This window comes from Thiomonas islandica (genome assembly GCF_055383445.1).
The window spans coordinates 2,534,273-2,550,156 of the sequence record NZ_AP042391.1; the positions used below are offsets into that span (position 1 = coordinate 2,534,273).

A 15,884-nucleotide genomic window follows, 5' to 3' on the forward strand; every position below is an offset into this window, starting at 1 on the left:
TCCATGCTGACCGAACACGATATCGCCGATCTCGCCGCGGGCCGCCATGCCGATCCGTTCGGCGTGCTCGGCATGCACCGGCGCGGCAACGCGCTGTGGGTTAATGCAATGCTGCCCGGTGCGCTGGCGGTCGAGGTGATCGAGCGCGACAGCGGCACGCCGGTTGCCGTACTGCAGCGGCAGGGCGAGAGTTTCGTGTTCAGCGCGCGCATGGGCCGCCGCCGCAAACCCTTCGATTACCGGCTGCGCGTGACCTGGCCGCCGCTGCGCCCAGGCGATCCGCCCTGGGTGCGCGACCTCGAAGACCCCTACCGTTTCCCCCTCGTGCTGGGCGAGATGGACGCTTGGCTGCTGGCCGAAGGCACCCACCTGCGACCGTACGAATGCCTGGGCGCGCATCCCGGCGAGATGCTCGGTGTGGCCGGCACCCGCTTTGCCGTGTGGGCGCCCAATGCGCGACGGGTGTCGGTAATCGGCGACTTCAATCTCTGGGACGGCCGCCGCCACCCCATGCGGCTGCGGCGTGAATGCGGGGTATGGGAACTGTTCCTGCCCGAGGTCGACAAGGGCGCGCTGTACAAGTTCGAAATCCTCACCCAGCACGGCGCGATCTTGCAAAAAGCCGACCCGATGGCCTTTTGCGCCGAACTGCGCCCGGGCACTGCCAGCATCGTGCAGGGGCTGCCGCCGCTGCACCCGATCCGCCCCGACATGGCGCAGCGCAATGCCTTCGCCGCGCCGATCAGCATTTACGAGGTGCATCTGGGGTCGTGGCGCAAGCACGAGGGCTGGCGCTGGCTGAGCTATCGCGAACTGGCCGACACCCTGGTGCCCTACGCCCGCGACATGGGCTTCACCCATCTAGAACTGCTGCCCATCAGCGAGCACCCGTTCGACGGCTCGTGGGGCTATCAGCCCATCAGCCTGTTCGCCCCCACCGCGCGGTTCGGCACGCCTGAAGACTTTCAATATTTCGTCGATGCCGCGCACGCCGCCGGGCTGGGTGTGATCCTCGACTGGGTGCCCGCGCACTTCCCGTCCGACCCGCACGGTCTGGCCAACTTCGACGGCACCCATCTGTACGAATATGCTGATCCGAGAGAAGGCTTCCACCACGACTGGAACACCCTGATCTACAACTTTGGCCGCACCGAAGTGCGCAACTATCTGGTGGCCAATGCGCTGTACTGGCTCGAGCGCTTCGACATCGACGGCCTGCGGGTGGACGCGGTGGCCTCGATGCTCTACCGCGACTACAGCCGCCCCGCCGGGCAATGGGTGCCCAACAAATTCGGCGGGCGCGAGAACCTGGAGGCCATCGACTTCCTGCGCCGCATGAACCACACGGTCGGCGTGCAGCGCCCCGGCGCGGTGACCATCGCCGAGGAGTCCACCGCCTTTCCCGGCGTCAGCCGCCCACCATCCAACGATCTGCAAGGCGGCGGGCTGGGTTTTCACTACAAGTGGAACATGGGCTGGATGCACGACACCCTGAGCTACATCCGGCGGGATCCGATTCACCGCCAGTACCACCACAACGAGCTGACCTTCAGCATGGTGTATGCCTACGACGAGAACTTCGTGCTGCCGCTCTCGCACGACGAGGTCGTCCACGGCAAGGGCTCGCTACTGGCCAAGATGCCGGGTGACCGCTGGCAACAGTTCGCCAATCTGCGGGTCTATCTGGGCTATATGTTCTGCCATCCCGGCAAGAAGTTGCTATTCATGGGCGACGAGTTCGCACAAGCGTCGGAGTGGCAGTCCGACTACAGCCTGGATTGGGACGCCTTGCTGCACGCCTTGCACCGCGGCATCCAGCGCCTGGTGCGCGACCTCAACCTCACCTACCGCGCACACGCCGCGCTGCACCAGCTCGACCATCGACCCGCGGGATTTTCGTGGATCAGTTTCGACGACGCCGCGCATTCCGTGCTCGCCTTCGAGCGCATCGCGGCAAGCGGGCAGCGCCTGGTCGTGCTGTGCAATTTCACCCCCACACCGCGCCCTGGCTATCGCATTGGCGTGCCGCAGGCCGGCCGCTGGGAGGCGCTGCTCAACACCGATGATCCAGTCTATGAAGGCTCGGGTCTGCCTCTGGCGCTGCAGGACGCCGTGCCGCTTCCCTGGCAGGGCCGGCCCTGTTCGCTCGAACTCACCCTGCCACCGCTGGCCTGCGTGATCTTGCGCCCAGCCGTCTGAGCCCGCCGATGACCGCCCAACGCCGCACCCCCAGGACCAGAACCATCCCACCGGCGCTGCATCCCGCGCGGGTGACGACCTTGGGCGCACGGCTGCTCGCAGACGGCGTGCACTTCGCGCTAGCTGCGCCGCATGCGCAGGCCGTGGAGCTCTGTCTGTTCGCCGCCGACGGCCACACCGAGGTCGCTCGCCTGCCCATGCCGCTGCAGCGCGACGGCATCTGGCAGGGCGTGCTGCCCACCGCAGCCGGCGGCGTCGAAGGGCTGATCTACGGCTGGCGCGTGCATGGCCCGTGGGCACCGCGCGAAGGCCACCGCTTCAACCCGGCCAAGCTGCTGCTCGACCCCTGCGCCCGCGAGGTGGTCGGTCGCTACGACGGCAGCGACATCCACCTCGGCCACGACCCCGCCCACCCCGACCGCCCCGAGCCGCGCGACAACGCCGCTGCCGCGCTCAAGGCCAGAGTCGTCGCCGATCTGCCGCCGCTGACCCAGCCGCGCCCCGTCATCGACCCGGCGCAGCGCGTGATCTACGAGCTGCATGTCAAGGGCTTCACCGCGCAGCACCCCGACCTGCCGCCCGCTTTGCGCGGCAGCTATGCCGGCCTGGCGCATCCGGCCAGCATCGACCATCTCAAGGCGCTGGGCATCACCACGGTCTGCCTGCTGCCGGTCGCCTTCCGCGCCGACGAGGCCCGGCTGCTGCGCATGGGGCTGAGCAACTACTGGGGCTACAGCCCGATCGCCTGGGCCGCGCCGGAAGCGCGGCTGTGGAGTGGCACGCCGGGCAGCACCCCGCGCACCGAACTGCGCGCCCTGGTCGACGCGCTGCACGCTGCTGGGCTGGAAGTCGTGCTCGACGTGGTCTACAACCACACCGCCGAGCTCGACCCGCACAGCGGCCCCACGCTGTCGCTGCGCGGCATCGACAACGCGCTGTACTACCAGCTCGACCCCGAAGATCCGAGCCGCAACCTCGACTGGACCGGCTGCGGCAACAGCGTCAACCTCAACGCCCCGCTGGTGCTGCGTGTGGTCATGGACAGCCTGCGCCGCTGGGTGAGCGAGTTCGGCGTCGACGGTTTTCGTTTCGACCTGGCCACCACCTTGGCGCGCGGCAGCAGTCGGGTCGATCACGCCTTCCAGCCCGACGGCGCGTTTCTTGGCGCAATCGCGCAAGACCCGCTGCTGTGCAACTGCCTGCTGATCGCCGAGCCCTGGGATCTGGGCCCGGGCGGATATCGGCTGGGCGGCTTTCCACCGGGCTGGCTGGAATGGAATGACCGTTTCCGCGACACCCAGCGCAGCTTCTGGCTGCAGCATCAGAACGCGCCAGGTGAATTCGCCACCCGGCTGGCCGGATCGAGTGACCTGTTCCAGCCCATGCTGCGCGGGCCGTACAGTAGCGTGAACTTCATCACTGCGCACGACGGCTTCACCCTGCGCGATCTTGTGAGCTATGCGCACCGCCACAACCAGGCCAACGGCGAGGACAACCGCGACGGCCATGGCCACAACCTCAGCACCAACAACGGGGTCGAAGGCCCGACCCAGGTACCCGAGGTCCTTGCCGCCCGCACCCGCCAGAGCCGCGCCCTGCTGGCCGTGTTGCTTCTTTCCCTGGGCACCCCCATGCTGCTGGCTGGCGACGAACTCGGCCATACCCAGCGCGGCAACAACAACGCCTACTGCCAGGACAATCCCATTTCCTGGATCGACTGGCAGCAGGCCGATCGCACGCTGCACGACTTTGTGCGCGGCGTGCTGGCGCTGCGCCAGGCGCTGCCGCTGCTGCAAAGCCACGCGTGGTGGGCACCGTCGCCCACGGCGACCCAGCCCGGGGCTGCATGGTTCCGCGCCGACGGCCATCCGATGGAACCGGCAGACTGGGCGCGCGACGATCACGGCGCGCTGATGGTGCAGCTCACCGCGCCTGCCGGCACCACGGTGCAGCAGGCGCTGATCCTCATCAACGCCGAGGCGCAAGAGGTCGCGTTCACCCTTCGGCCAGGCAATTGGCACCTCAGACTGGCGAGCGACAATGGATTCGTCGATCCCGCCGCGGGCCGCGCCGGCAGCAGCCGGGCACGGCGGCTGCAAGCACAGCACATCCTGCCGCCGACCAGCCTGTGGGTCGCCACTTCAGAACCAGGAGAGCCCAACGCATGAACCGCATCACCCGCCCGTCCACCCCGTTCGAAGACCAGCGCCCCGGCACCTCCGGGCTGCGCAAGAAGGTCAGCGTGTTCCAGCAGCCCGGCTATCTGGAAAACTTCGTGCAGGCGCTGTTCGACGTGCTCGGAGACGCTGGTGGCAAGACCTTGGTGGTCGGCGGCGACGGGCGCTATTACAACCGCGTGGCCATCCAGACCATTCTGCGCATGGCCGCAGCGCATGGCTACGCCCACGTGCTGGTCGGGCAAGGTGGGATTCTGTCCACCCCGGCGATGAGCGCGGTGATCCGCCGGCGGGCGGCGAGCGGCGGTATCGTGCTGTCGGCCAGCCACAACCCGGGCGGGCCGGACGGCGACTTCGGCATCAAATACAACATGGACAACGGCGGCCCAGCGCCCGAGTCGTTCACCGAGGCTGTGTACCAGCGCGCACGGCAGGTGCACCAGTTCCACACCACGGACAGCCCCGACCTGCCGCTCGACGCGCTGGGCACGCACCGGCAGCTGCAGACGCAGATCGAGATCATCGACCCTGTGGCCGACTATGCTGCGGTGCAGCGTGCGCTGTTCGACTTCGATGCCATCCGCGCGCTGTTTTCCCGCGGCTTTCGCCTGCGGCTGGACACCATGTGGGCCGTGGGCGGCCCTTACGCCAAGGCGATTCTCGAAGGCGAGCTCGGTGCGCCCGAGGGCACCGTGGTCAACGCCACCCCGCGCGAAGACTTCGGCGGCCTGCACCCCGATCCGAACCCGGTCAACGCCACCGATCTGATCACGCACATGGCCGCCGCCGACGCCCCGGACATGGGCGCCGCCACCGACGGCGACGCCGACCGCAACATGATCGTCGGCCGCAACTTCGTGGTCTCGCCATCCGACAGCCTGGCGGTGCTGGCTGCGCATGCCACGCGCATTCCGGGTTATGCCGCAGGTCTGGCCGGGGTGGCGCGCTCCATGCCCACGTCCACCGCAGTCGATCGCGTCGCGGCCCGGCTGGGTATCGCTTGCTTTGAAACGCCCACCGGCTGGAAGTTTTTCGGCAACCTGCTCGACGCCGGCAAGGTCACGCTGTGCGGCGAGGAAAGCTACGGTACTGGCTCGAACCACATCCGCGAAAAAGACGGGCTGTGGGCCGTGCTGTTCTGGCTCAACCTGATCGCGGTCACCGGCAAGTCGGTCGAGCAACTGGTGCGCGAACTCTGGGCCGAGCATGGCCGCTGCGTGTATTCACGCCACGACTACGAGGGCATTCCCACCGCGCAGGCCAACGCGCTGATGCGCGATCTGCGCGCCGCGCTGCCCGACCTGCCGGGAAAAACCCTGGCGGGCGAGCCCGTCGCCATCGCAGACGATTTTTCCTACACCGACCCCACCGATGGCAGCGTCAGCAGCAAGCAGGGCGTGCGCATCATTCTGCGCAGCGGCTCGCGCGTGGTATTTCGTCTATCGGGCACCGGCACCGAGGGGGCGACGCTGCGCGTCTATCTGGAACGCCACGAGGCCGACCCTGCGCGTTTCGATCTGCCTGTGCAGCAGGCGCTGGCGCCGCTGGCAGCGCTGGCCGAACAAGTCGCCCGGGTGCGCCACCACACCGGACTGGGGCGCCCCAGCGTGATGACCTGAGACTTTCGACTGCCCCCTAACAGGCCGTTGAAAAACGTCGCGAGGATGGCCAGATGCAAGGCGCACGGCGCGCAGCGACCGAGACATATCAAATAGATAGGCGAGGCAGCGCGCACCGTGCAACGCCGCAGATGGCCCACCGCAGTAGTTTTTCAACGGCCTGCTAAAAACACCCAGGAGACCTGCTATGCATCAGAATCAACCGCTGAGCCCCATGAACCTGCAAGATCGCCAGATGCAGCCACACATGCTGGTACGCCGCTCGATCGCACTGGTGCTGGCCGGCGGGCGCGGCTCGCGCTTGAAGCAGCTCACCGACAAGCGGGCCAAGCCCGCGGTGTATTTCGGCGGCAAATTCCGCATCATCGACTTTGCGCTGTCCAACTGTGTGAATTCCGGCATCCGCCGCATCGGTGTGATCACCCAGTACAAGTCGCATTCACTACTGCGCCACTTGCAGCGCGGCTGGAGCTTTCTGCGCGCCGAGCTCAACGAAATGGTCGATCTGCTGCCGGCGCAGCAGCGCGTCAACGAAGAACACTGGTACCGCGGCACGGCAGATGCGGTGTATCAGAACATCGACATCATCCAGTCGAGCAAGCCCGAGTATGTGGTCATCCTCGCCGGCGATCATGTGTACAAGATGGACTACTCCATCATGCTGCAGGATCACGCCACCAGCGGTGCTCAGGTCACGGTAGGCTGCATCGAAGTGCCGCGCGACCAGGCCAGCGCCTTTGGGGTAATGGCGATCGACTCCAGCCGCAAGATCGTCGAGTTCGTTGAAAAGCCCGCCGATCCACCCGGCATGCCGGATCACCCCGAGATGTCGCTGGCCAGCATGGGCATCTACATTTTCAACGCCACCTACCTATACCGCATGCTCGATGAAGATATGGCCGATGCCGCCTCGTCGCACGATTTTGGCAAGGACATCATCCCCAAGGCGGTGCGCGAGGGCATGGCGCATGCGCATCCGTTCTCGATGTCATGCGTGCAGGGCGGACAGCAGAGCAAGCCTTACTGGCGCGATGTCGGCACGCTCGACGCCTTCTGGGCGGCCAACCTCGACCTGGCCTCGGTGATGCCAGAGCTCAACCTCTACGACACCGAATGGCCGATCTGGACCAGCCAGCGCCAGCTCCCCCCGGCCAAGTTCGTCCAAGACCACAACGGCCGACACGGCCAGACCATCAACATGATGGTGTCGGGCGGCTGCATCATCTCGGGTTCCGCAGTCAGCAACTCGGTGCTGTTTTCCAATGTCCGGGTGCATTCGTTCTGCACCCTCAACGAATGCGTGCTGCTGCCCGATGTGGTGGTCAACCGCTCGTGCCGGCTCAACAAGGTCATCGTCGACCGCGGCTGCGTGCTGCCAGAAGGGCTGGTGATCGGCGAAGACCCCGAGCTCGATGCCAAGCGCTTCGAGCGCACCGCCGGCGGTGTGGTGCTGGTGACCAAGAAAATGCTGCGCGCACTGGGCGAGGCCGAGCTCAACGAGGATGACGATGACTGAAATGCCCCCCCCCGGTCGCGCCACGTCTAGCCTGCCGCCAGAGGCGCCCGCAGCCCTGCAGCAGTCTGATGGGCTCGGCGCCCTGCGCCTGCTGCAGGTCAGCGCCGAAATCTTTCCGCTGCTCAAGACCGGCGGTCTGGCCGACATTGCCGGCGCGCTGCCCGCGGCGCTGCACTCTGTGGACTGCGACGTGCGCGTGCTGCTACCCGGCTTTCCCGCCATTCTGGCCGGCCTGCAAGACGCCGTGCCGATCGGCTGCTTCGCTCTTCCCTGGGGTGAGCCGGTGCAAGTGCTCGGCGGCACGCTGCCGGCGGTGCCGGGCGGTGACGGTGCGCCGGTGTGGGCCTACGTCCTGGAAGCACCGGGGCTGTACGACCGCCCGGGCAATCCGTATGAGGACGCGCAGCGCCGCCCCTATGACGACAACCATCGCCGGTTTGCCGCGCTGGGCTGGGGCGCGGCGCATCTGGCGCGCGGCCTCGACCCCGGCTGGGCGCCGCAGATCGTGCACGGCCACGACTGGCATGCCGGGCTGGCGCCTGCCTGCCTCAAGCTCACCGCGGGACGGCAGGTGCCCTGCGTGTTCACCATCCACAATCTGGCGTACCAGGGCATTTTCCCGGCAGATCGCTTCGGCGATCTCGGTCTGCCGCCGAGTGCGTTCCAGATCGACGGGCTCGAATTCCACGGCCAGATCTCCTTCATGAAGGCCGGGCTGTTCTACGCCGACAAGATCACCACGGTCAGCCCGACCTACGCGCGCGAAATCCAGACTGCGGAGCAGGGCTTCGGCCTGGACGGCCTGCTGCGCAGCCGCCGCGCCGACCTGACTGGCATTCTGAACGCGGTCGACACCTCTGTGTGGAACCCGGCCACCGACCCGCTGATCCCGCGCCGCTACAACACGACGCAGATGGCGGGCAAAGCCCATTGCAAGGCAGCGCTGCAGGTCGAGGCCGGATTGCACCCCGCCAGGGACGCGCCGCTGTTCTCCGTGGTCAGCCGCCTGACCGAGCAGAAGGGGCTGAACCTGGTGCTCTCCGGCGTGGACGCGCTGGTCGCAGGCGGCGGCCAGTTGCTGGTGCTGGGCAGCGGCGATCATGTGCTGGAGACCGCTTTCGCCCACGCGGCGCAGCGCCACCCGGGTGCGGTGGCGCTGCGCGTAGGCTACGACGAGCAGTTCGCCCACCGCATCTTTGCTGGCAGCGACATCACCCTGGTGCCCTCGCGCTTCGAGCCCTGCGGGTTGACCCAGATGTACGGCCTGCTCTACGGCAGCCTGCCGCTGGTGCGCGCGGTTGGCGGGCTGGCCGACACCGTGGTCGATGCCGACCTGGCCACGCTCGAAGACGGCACCGCCACGGGCATCGTGTTCACCGATTTTTCTCCTGCGCATTACCTCCATGCAGTGCGCCGCGCGCTGGCGCTGTATCGCCAGCCGCGCGCCTGGGCACGGGTGCGGCTGACCGGCATGCAGCAGAATTTCAGCTGGACGCAGGCGGCCCGACACTACCGCGCGATCTACCTGTCCACCCTTCCTGCTTTCACCCTTCCCTCCACATGACTCCAGAACCCAAACCACCCCTGCCCGAAGCCGCCACCGTTCCCTTCGTCCACGACACCCCGCCGCACGACGTGGCGGCACTCAAGCGGGCGATTTCCAACAAGCTGATGTTCCAGATCGGCAAGGATCCGCAGTCGGCCCAGCCGATCGACTGGCTGCACGCAGCTTCCTACGCGGTGCGCGATCTGATGGTGCAGCACTGGTTCGACACCACCCACCTGCGCAACGCCAAGGACGCCAAGCAGGTCTACTACCTGTCGATGGAGTTTCTCATCGGTCGCGCCTTCGGCAATGCCCTGATCGCGCTCGATCTCACCGCCCCGCTGCGCCAGGCGCTGGCCGAACTCGGCGTGGACATGGACAGCATCGCCGACCTCGAACCCGACGCGGCGTTGGGCAACGGCGGCCTGGGCCGGCTGGCCGCCTGCTTTCTCGACAGCATGGCCACGCTGGGCATTCCCGGCTACGGCTACGGCATTCGCTACGACTACGGCATGTTCCGTCAGACCATCGTCGATGGCCGGCAGGTGGAAGCGCCCGACTACTGGCTCACCGCAGGCAATCCCTGGGAATTTCCCCGCCCCGAGGTGGTCTACCGCGTGCAGTTCGGCGGCCATGTGGTCAAGGAAGGTGACCACGCCCGCTGGGTGGACACGCACGATGTCGAGGCCATGGCCTACGACACCATCATCCCCGGCTACGGCACCACGACCACCAATACGCTGCGCCTATGGTCGGCCAAGGCCACCAAAGAAATCGACCTGTCCGCATTCAACCGTGGCGACTATTTCGGCGCGGTCGAGCAAAAAAACCACTCCGAGAACGTCTCGCGCGTGCTCTACCCCGACGACTCGACCGATGCCGGACGTGAGCTGCGACTGCACCAGGAATACTTTTTCTGCAGCGCCAGCGTGCAGGACCTGGTGCGCCGCTATCTGCAGACGCACACCACCTTCGACCAGTTCGCCGACAAGGTGTCGATTCACCTCAACGACACCCACCCAGTGCTGGCCATCCCGGAGCTGATGCGGCTGTTCGTCGATGTGCATCACCTGCCGTTCAACGATGCCTGGCGCATCTGCCAGCGGGTGTTTTCCTACACCAACCACACCCTGATGTCCGAGGCGCTGGAAACCTGGCCGGTGGACATGCTGGGCCGCGTGCTGCCGCGGCATCTGCAGATCATCTTCGACATCAACGCCCACTTCCTGGCCCGTCTCACGCAGAAATACGGCCATGACGTCAACCTGATGCGCCATGTCTCGCTGATTGACGAAACCGGCACCCGCTCGGTGCGCATGGCCTATCTTGCCGTGCTCGCCAGCCACTCGGTCAACGGGGTCTCCAAACTGCACTCCGAGCTGATGCAGCAATCGATCTTCGCCGACTTCGCTCGGCTATGGCCCGAGCGCTTCAACAACAAGACCAACGGCATCACCCAGCGGCGCTGGCTGGCGCTGGCCAACCCGCCGCTGTCGGCACTGCTCGACCAGACCATCGGCACGCACTGGCGGCGCGACCTGACCGAACTCGCCAAACTGCGCCCGCAGCTCGACAACATCGCGCTCCTGCGCGGCGTCCAGCAGGCAAAGCGCAGCAACAAGCAGCGCTTTGCCCACTGGCTGCAGACCCACCACGGCATCACCATTCCGGTGGACGCGCTGTACGACGTGCAGGTCAAGCGCATCCACGAATACAAGCGCCAGCTGCTCAACGTGCTACATGTCATCACCCGCTACCTGCGCATTCTCGAGCAACCCGGCAGCGTGACCGTGCCGCGCGTGGTCATCTTTTCCGGCAAGGCAGCTTCGGCCTATCACACCGCCAAGCGCATCATCCAGCTCATCAACGATGTGGCCCGAACCATCAACACCGACCCGCGCGCAGGCGACCTGCTCAAGGTGGTGTTCGTGCCGAATTACAGTGTGAGCGCGGCCGAGGTCATCATCCCCGCGGCCGACCTGTCCGAGCAGATCTCCACCGCAGGCACTGAGGCCTCGGGCACCGGCAACATGAAGCTGGCGCTCAACGGCGCACTGACCATCGGCACCCTCGACGGCGCGAATGTCGAGATCCGCGAGAACGTGGGCGCCGACAACATTTTCATCTTCGGCCTGACAGCAGACGAAGTCACCGATCTGCGCATGTCCGGCTACCAGCCCCAAGCCATCGTCCGCGACAACCCGGAGCTTGCGCGCGTGCTCGACGCGATCCGCGATGGCCGCTTCAGCCCGGAAGAGCCGCACCGCTACCAGAGCATCCACGATCTCCTGGTCAACTGGGGCGACTACTACATGCTGCTGGCCGATTACGCCAGCTACATCGCCACGCAGGAAAAGGTCGATGCGCTGTATCTCCAGCCCGATGCCTGGGCGAAAAAAGCGCTGGCCAACATCGCCGGCATGGGGCCGTTCTCATCCGACCGCACCATTGCCCAATATGCAGAGGAGATCTGGCACATCAAGCCCCTTCTGCTCGACTAACCTCGTCCGCCACCTCCACCCGCAAAGCGCTCCAACCCCCATGCCCACACCCAAGACCATCGACACCGCCGGCCTGCGCCTGGAGTTCACTCGTCACGGCGAACAGGCGCTGGCCACCGCGCTCAAGACCCTCGCCGCCCTGCCGAACAACCCGCAGGATTTGGTGAGCCAGACTGTGCTCAACGGCAGCGAAAACCGCCCGGCCTGGCATGTCCTGTCGCGCCTGGGCGCCAAGGGCCTCGACGCGCCCTCACAGGCCGCAGCCGATTTTCTGCACGCCGAATTCACCCGCATGGCCGACTGGGTGGATCAGCGCGTGGCAGAGGCCGGCCCGCAGGGTCTTGACATCATCCACCTCGGCGCCGGCGGCTCCGAAACGCCCATGCTCGCGCTGCATACCGCACTGTCGGTGCTGCAGACACCCCGCTGTCGCGTGCACTGGGTCGCCAATCTCGACGGCGCCACCATCGACGCCGCGCTAACCGCCGCCGTGCCCGAACGCACCTGGATCCTCATCAACAGCAAGTCCTTCCGCACCCAGGAAGTGATGCGCAACGCCGACATCGCACTGCGCTGGCTGGGCGATGGCATCGGCGCGGACAAGGCCCGCTCCCGCCTGGTCGCGCTCACCGCCAACGCCGAACTCGCGCTGCAGCGCTTCGGTCTGCCCGTCGATCAGATTTTCCGCTCCCTGCCGGAAATCGGCGGCCGCTTCTCGCTGTGGAGCGCGCACGGCATGGTGCTGCTGCTCGCCTTTGGCCGCGATGCGGTCACCCAGCTCCATGCCGGCGCGCACGCCATGGACACGCACTTCCTCGACACACCGCTGCAGAGCAGCGCACCGGGGCTGATGGCCGGGCTGTCGCATGCCTACCGCGTGCGCTTCGGCCTGCCGCTGCTATCCATCGGGCTGTACGGAGACGCATTCTCGCGCATGCCGCTGTACCTGCAGCAACTACTGATGGAATCATTGGGCAAGTCAACCAGCGCCGACGGCATGCAGCCAGTGCACGTCAGCGGCCCTGCAGTCATCAGCGGCGTGGGCACGCCAGTGCAGCACACCTACTTCCAGCTGCTGCACCAGGCCGCGGTGCCAGTGTTTCACGAAATCGTCGCAGTCGCACACCCCTGGCACAGACACCTGCGCGAACATCTTGCCCTGCTGGCTAACGCACTGGGCCAAGCCGATGCCCTGTGGAACGGGAAAGACGCCTCCAGCTGGCAGACCGAACTGATGGCCCAGGGCATGAGCCAGGAAGCCGCCGCCCGCGCCGCACACCATCGCGCCTGCCCTGGCGGCCGCCCCTCCACCTTCATCTGGATGGAACGGCTCAGTCCCTACCACCTGGGGGCGCTGCTGGCGCTTTATGAACACCGCACCGTGGTCGAGGGCTGGCTCTATGGCATCAATCCTTTCGACCAATGGGGCGTGGAACTGGGCAAGACCCTGGCCACCAAGATCGAAAACGCCCTGCTGTCGCAAAACACCCAGGGGCTGAGTGCAGAAACTGCAGCCTCGATCGACTACCTGCTCACCCACGGCGCCTGAGCCTGCGTCGCAGCCATGCGTCAACCCGCAGCAATTTCTGGCCTGCCCGACTGGATTCGAACCAGTGACCTACGGCTTAGAAGGCTTAAATAAATAGAGCTGAAACCCGCATAAATACTTGCTCTGCTAGACTTCTCCCGGGCATTTGTGGGAAATTAGTGGGAATGGGAGTTATGGCATGGCTTACATTGAACAGCGGAAAAATGGCTGGATGGCGCAGATCAGAAAGCGCGGCATGCCGACGCTTTCGCGCACCTTTGATCTGAAAGCCGACGCCGAAGTCTGGGCGCGTGAGATCGAGCGCGAACTTCAGCGTGGCAACGTGGCTGCCGCGACGAATGAGGCTGGCCGGGTCACACTCGGCCAAGTTGTCGAGAGATACACCACCGCCGAGTTGCCTCGCCTGCGCAGCAAAGGGGCCGCCGGCTATGTGCGCGCTTGCAATGCCCGTTTCGGCGCGTTCTTCCTCGGTTCGGTCCGCTCCGTTGACGTGGCCGCCTGGCGTGATGATCTCTTGAAAGACGGTCTAGCTGCGCAGTCAGTGATTCACCATCTCAATACGCTGTCGAGCCTGTTCTCTTATGCCGAGAAAGAACTGTCGATCCCGCTGCCGGCCGGCAATCCCGCGAAAGCCATCCGCAAGCCTTCGGTCCCGAAGTCGAGGGACCGACGGCTTCGGCCTGGTGAGCTCGATGCATTGCTGGCGGCGGCAGAGTCAACAAAACGCACGCCAGGACTGCGGCAAATCATCATCCTGGCAGTCGAGACCAGCATGCGCCTGGGCGAACTTCTCGGGCTAGAGTGGAAGCGCGTCGATCTAACACGCAAGACCGCACACCTGGTCGACACCAAGAATGGAGAGAGCCGCACCGTTGCGCTGTCTAGCGCTGCGCTTGATGCCTTTCGCGCCATGAAGTCCCAACCGCTCCGCATAGACGGCCGCGTGTTCGGCTGGGCCGCCGCCGATAGCTTCGAGAAGGCGTGGGTTCGCTGCAAGGCGCGGGCGCTGAAGGCTTATCGAGAAGAGTGCGAGAAGTCAGGCACCCAGCCCGACCCCGCCTTCCTGGCGGATCTGCGCTTCCATGACCTGCGCCACGAGGCCACGTCGCGCCTGTTTGAGAAGGGGCTGAGCATCATGGAGGTAGCCAGCATGACGGGGCACAAGAGCTTGTCCATGCTCAAGCGCTACACGCACGTCGAGGCGGAGAGGCTGGCGGTGAAGTTGGGGTGAGGTGAAGCGGCCTTTCTCACTGACCTTTGCCCTGGTTGCATTGCCCACCTGCTGGGGTGGAAGCTCCGGGGTTCGGGGCAGAGCCCTGAGGTGTTTGGGCCGTGGAATCGGGCTGCTGGCGGGGTGTTTGAGGGTTGATGCGTTCATGGCGGTGCTCTTGTGTGGGGGTGGTTTCTGCCAGGTATGGAGGGCTCATTTGCCGAGCTTTTGGCCGGGCGGCTTTAAGGGCAGGAGGCGTGACAGCGGCGTCTTCATGCCGCTGGCGCGGCTCTTGTCCCGCATGGCCCGGCCAAAAGTCGCGCGGCTCCAGAACCGGCAGTCGTCCCCCAAGTGGTCGAGCGCGGCACCCCGGCCGCCCGGCATGCCCGTGCAGCGCCCATGACGACACAGCCGTCATCCTTCGCCCGCAGGGTGCTATTTGGATGCTTGTGTGCCCGCCTGGCGGGCATGCTTTGGCCGGGCGAAGCCGGGCCTGCTTTTGGCCCTTGGCTTCGGCACGTGTGCGTAGCACTGGTGCCGCAGTTGCTCCGTTGAAGCAAACTTTGCTCCATCGGAGCAAACATGCATGCCCCCCGAGTTCGACATATTTTTGCGTAAGTGATTGATTCGCCTCTGTTCCGGCGATTGAAATTGGCACTACGGGGCGATGTCCCCTCCTGCCACTCGGCTGTTCAAATATGCACAAGTTTGCCGTATCCTTGCCAAAATTGCCATCAGAAATGGCCAATACCCTACGACGGGTTGGGAAGTGGTGAAAAAAGCGACTAGCGAAATATTTACCCTCGACGAAGTGGCGGCCTATCTCAAAGTGGGCAAGCGCACGGTGTATCGCCTGGCGGCGGCGAAGAAGATTCCCGCCTTCAAAGTCGGTGGGACGTGGCGCTTCCAGCGCCAGGAAATCGACCAGTGGATCAAGAGGCAGACCGCGGAAGCCCAGAGCGATGATGATCCTGGCGGATCTCGTGGCGAGACAAATCTGTCCGGAACAGATTTGCACAGCCGACAGGCTGGCCCCGAAGGGGCGGCCTCCAAGGATGGGGGCCGCAATGGCTGAAGGGCTGCCGGGAATGCTCACACGACTGGACCGTCTCGTAGACGAAATCGCGGCCCTGCACAGCAAGCTGATCCTGCTTGTCGGCCGCCCTGGCTGCGGCAAGAGCGCGCTGCTGGCCGAGCTGGCCAATCGGCGCGGTGCGGAGGTAATGAATGTCGGTGCCGTGCTGGGAAGGCGGCTCGCGGCGCTGCCGCTGCGGCAGCGGGCGCTCCAGGCCAACGTCGTTATGCGGGAGCTGGCCCAGAGTTACGCCAGCGGCGATCTGCTTCTGCTCGACAACATCGAGCTGCTGTTCGATCAGTCGCTCAAGCTCGATCCGCTGGATCTGCTCAAGCGCCACGCCAGAGCCCTTCGTGTCGTGGCGGTGTGGCCAGGAGAGCGACGTGATGGCCGCCTGATCTATGCGGAAATGGGGCATCCGGAATATCAGGACTACGGCCTCGATGGTCTGGTCCCATTCGAAATTGAAATGGTGAGGTAAAGGGGGAAACG

At 65.6% G+C, this 15,884-nt stretch carries 10 protein-coding genes; all 10 read left to right on the top strand.

The window, feature by feature from the left end:
• The first annotated feature begins 3 nt into the window (after positions 1 to 3).
• The 10 genes from glgB (at position 4) to brxF (ending at position 15,873) form a co-directional block, all read left to right on the top strand.
• Complete coding sequence (gene glgB, locus ACZ47F_RS12320) at positions 4 to 2,199, top strand: 1,4-alpha-glucan branching protein GlgB (RefSeq protein WP_464924982.1); 2,196 nt, start codon at positions 4 to 6, stop codon at positions 2,197 to 2,199.
• A gap of 8 nt (positions 2,200 to 2,207) precedes the next feature.
• Positions 2,208 to 4,367 carry a glycogen debranching protein GlgX gene (glgX, locus tag ACZ47F_RS12325; protein ID WP_464924983.1) on the top strand — a complete coding sequence of 720 codons (2,160 nt, stop codon included), beginning with the start codon at positions 2,208 to 2,210 and terminating at the stop codon, positions 4,365 to 4,367.
• Positions 4,364 to 5,995 (top strand): alpha-D-glucose phosphate-specific phosphoglucomutase, encoded by a 1,632-nt coding sequence (locus ACZ47F_RS12330; RefSeq protein WP_464924984.1) that lies wholly within the window; start codon positions 4,364 to 4,366, stop codon positions 5,993 to 5,995. Before glgX ends, ACZ47F_RS12330 begins: the two co-directional genes overlap by 4 nt.
• Before the next feature lie 187 nt (positions 5,996 to 6,182).
• A complete protein-coding gene (gene glgC, locus ACZ47F_RS12335) occupies positions 6,183 to 7,511 on the top strand; it encodes a glucose-1-phosphate adenylyltransferase (protein WP_464924985.1) in 1,329 nt (442 codons plus the stop codon).
• An 82-nt stretch (positions 7,512 to 7,593) separates the two neighbouring features.
• Entirely contained in the window at positions 7,594 to 9,075 is a 1,482-nt protein-coding gene (glgA, locus tag ACZ47F_RS12340) for a glycogen synthase GlgA (RefSeq protein WP_464926641.1), read from the top strand.
• The gene (locus ACZ47F_RS12345) at positions 9,072 to 11,558 is read left to right on the top strand and encodes a glycogen/starch/alpha-glucan phosphorylase (RefSeq protein ID WP_464924986.1); all 2,487 of its coding nucleotides are present in this window, start codon (positions 9,072 to 9,074) and stop codon (positions 11,556 to 11,558) included. Before glgA ends, ACZ47F_RS12345 begins: the two co-directional genes overlap by 4 nt.
• Positions 11,559 to 11,598: 40 nt before the next feature.
• Positions 11,599 to 13,107 carry a phosphoheptose isomerase gene (locus ACZ47F_RS12350; protein ID WP_464924987.1) on the top strand — a complete coding sequence of 503 codons (1,509 nt, stop codon included), beginning with the start codon at positions 11,599 to 11,601 and terminating at the stop codon, positions 13,105 to 13,107.
• A gap of 178 nt (positions 13,108 to 13,285) precedes the next feature.
• Positions 13,286 to 14,338 (top strand): tyrosine-type recombinase/integrase, encoded by a 1,053-nt coding sequence (locus ACZ47F_RS12355; protein ID WP_464924988.1) that lies wholly within the window; start codon positions 13,286 to 13,288, stop codon positions 14,336 to 14,338.
• Positions 14,339 to 14,984: 646 nt separating this feature from the next.
• A complete protein-coding gene (gene mads1 / locus ACZ47F_RS12360; RefSeq protein ID WP_464924989.1) occupies positions 14,985 to 15,392 on the top strand; it encodes a methylation-associated defense system helix-turn-helix domain-containing protein MAD1 in 408 nt (135 codons plus the stop codon).
• A complete protein-coding gene (brxF, locus tag ACZ47F_RS12365; RefSeq protein ID WP_464924990.1) occupies positions 15,385 to 15,873 on the top strand; it encodes a BREX-3 system P-loop-containing protein BrxF in 489 nt (162 codons plus the stop codon). The genes mads1 and brxF overlap by 8 nt, the downstream gene beginning before the upstream one ends.
• Positions 15,874 to 15,884 lie beyond the last annotated feature (11 nt).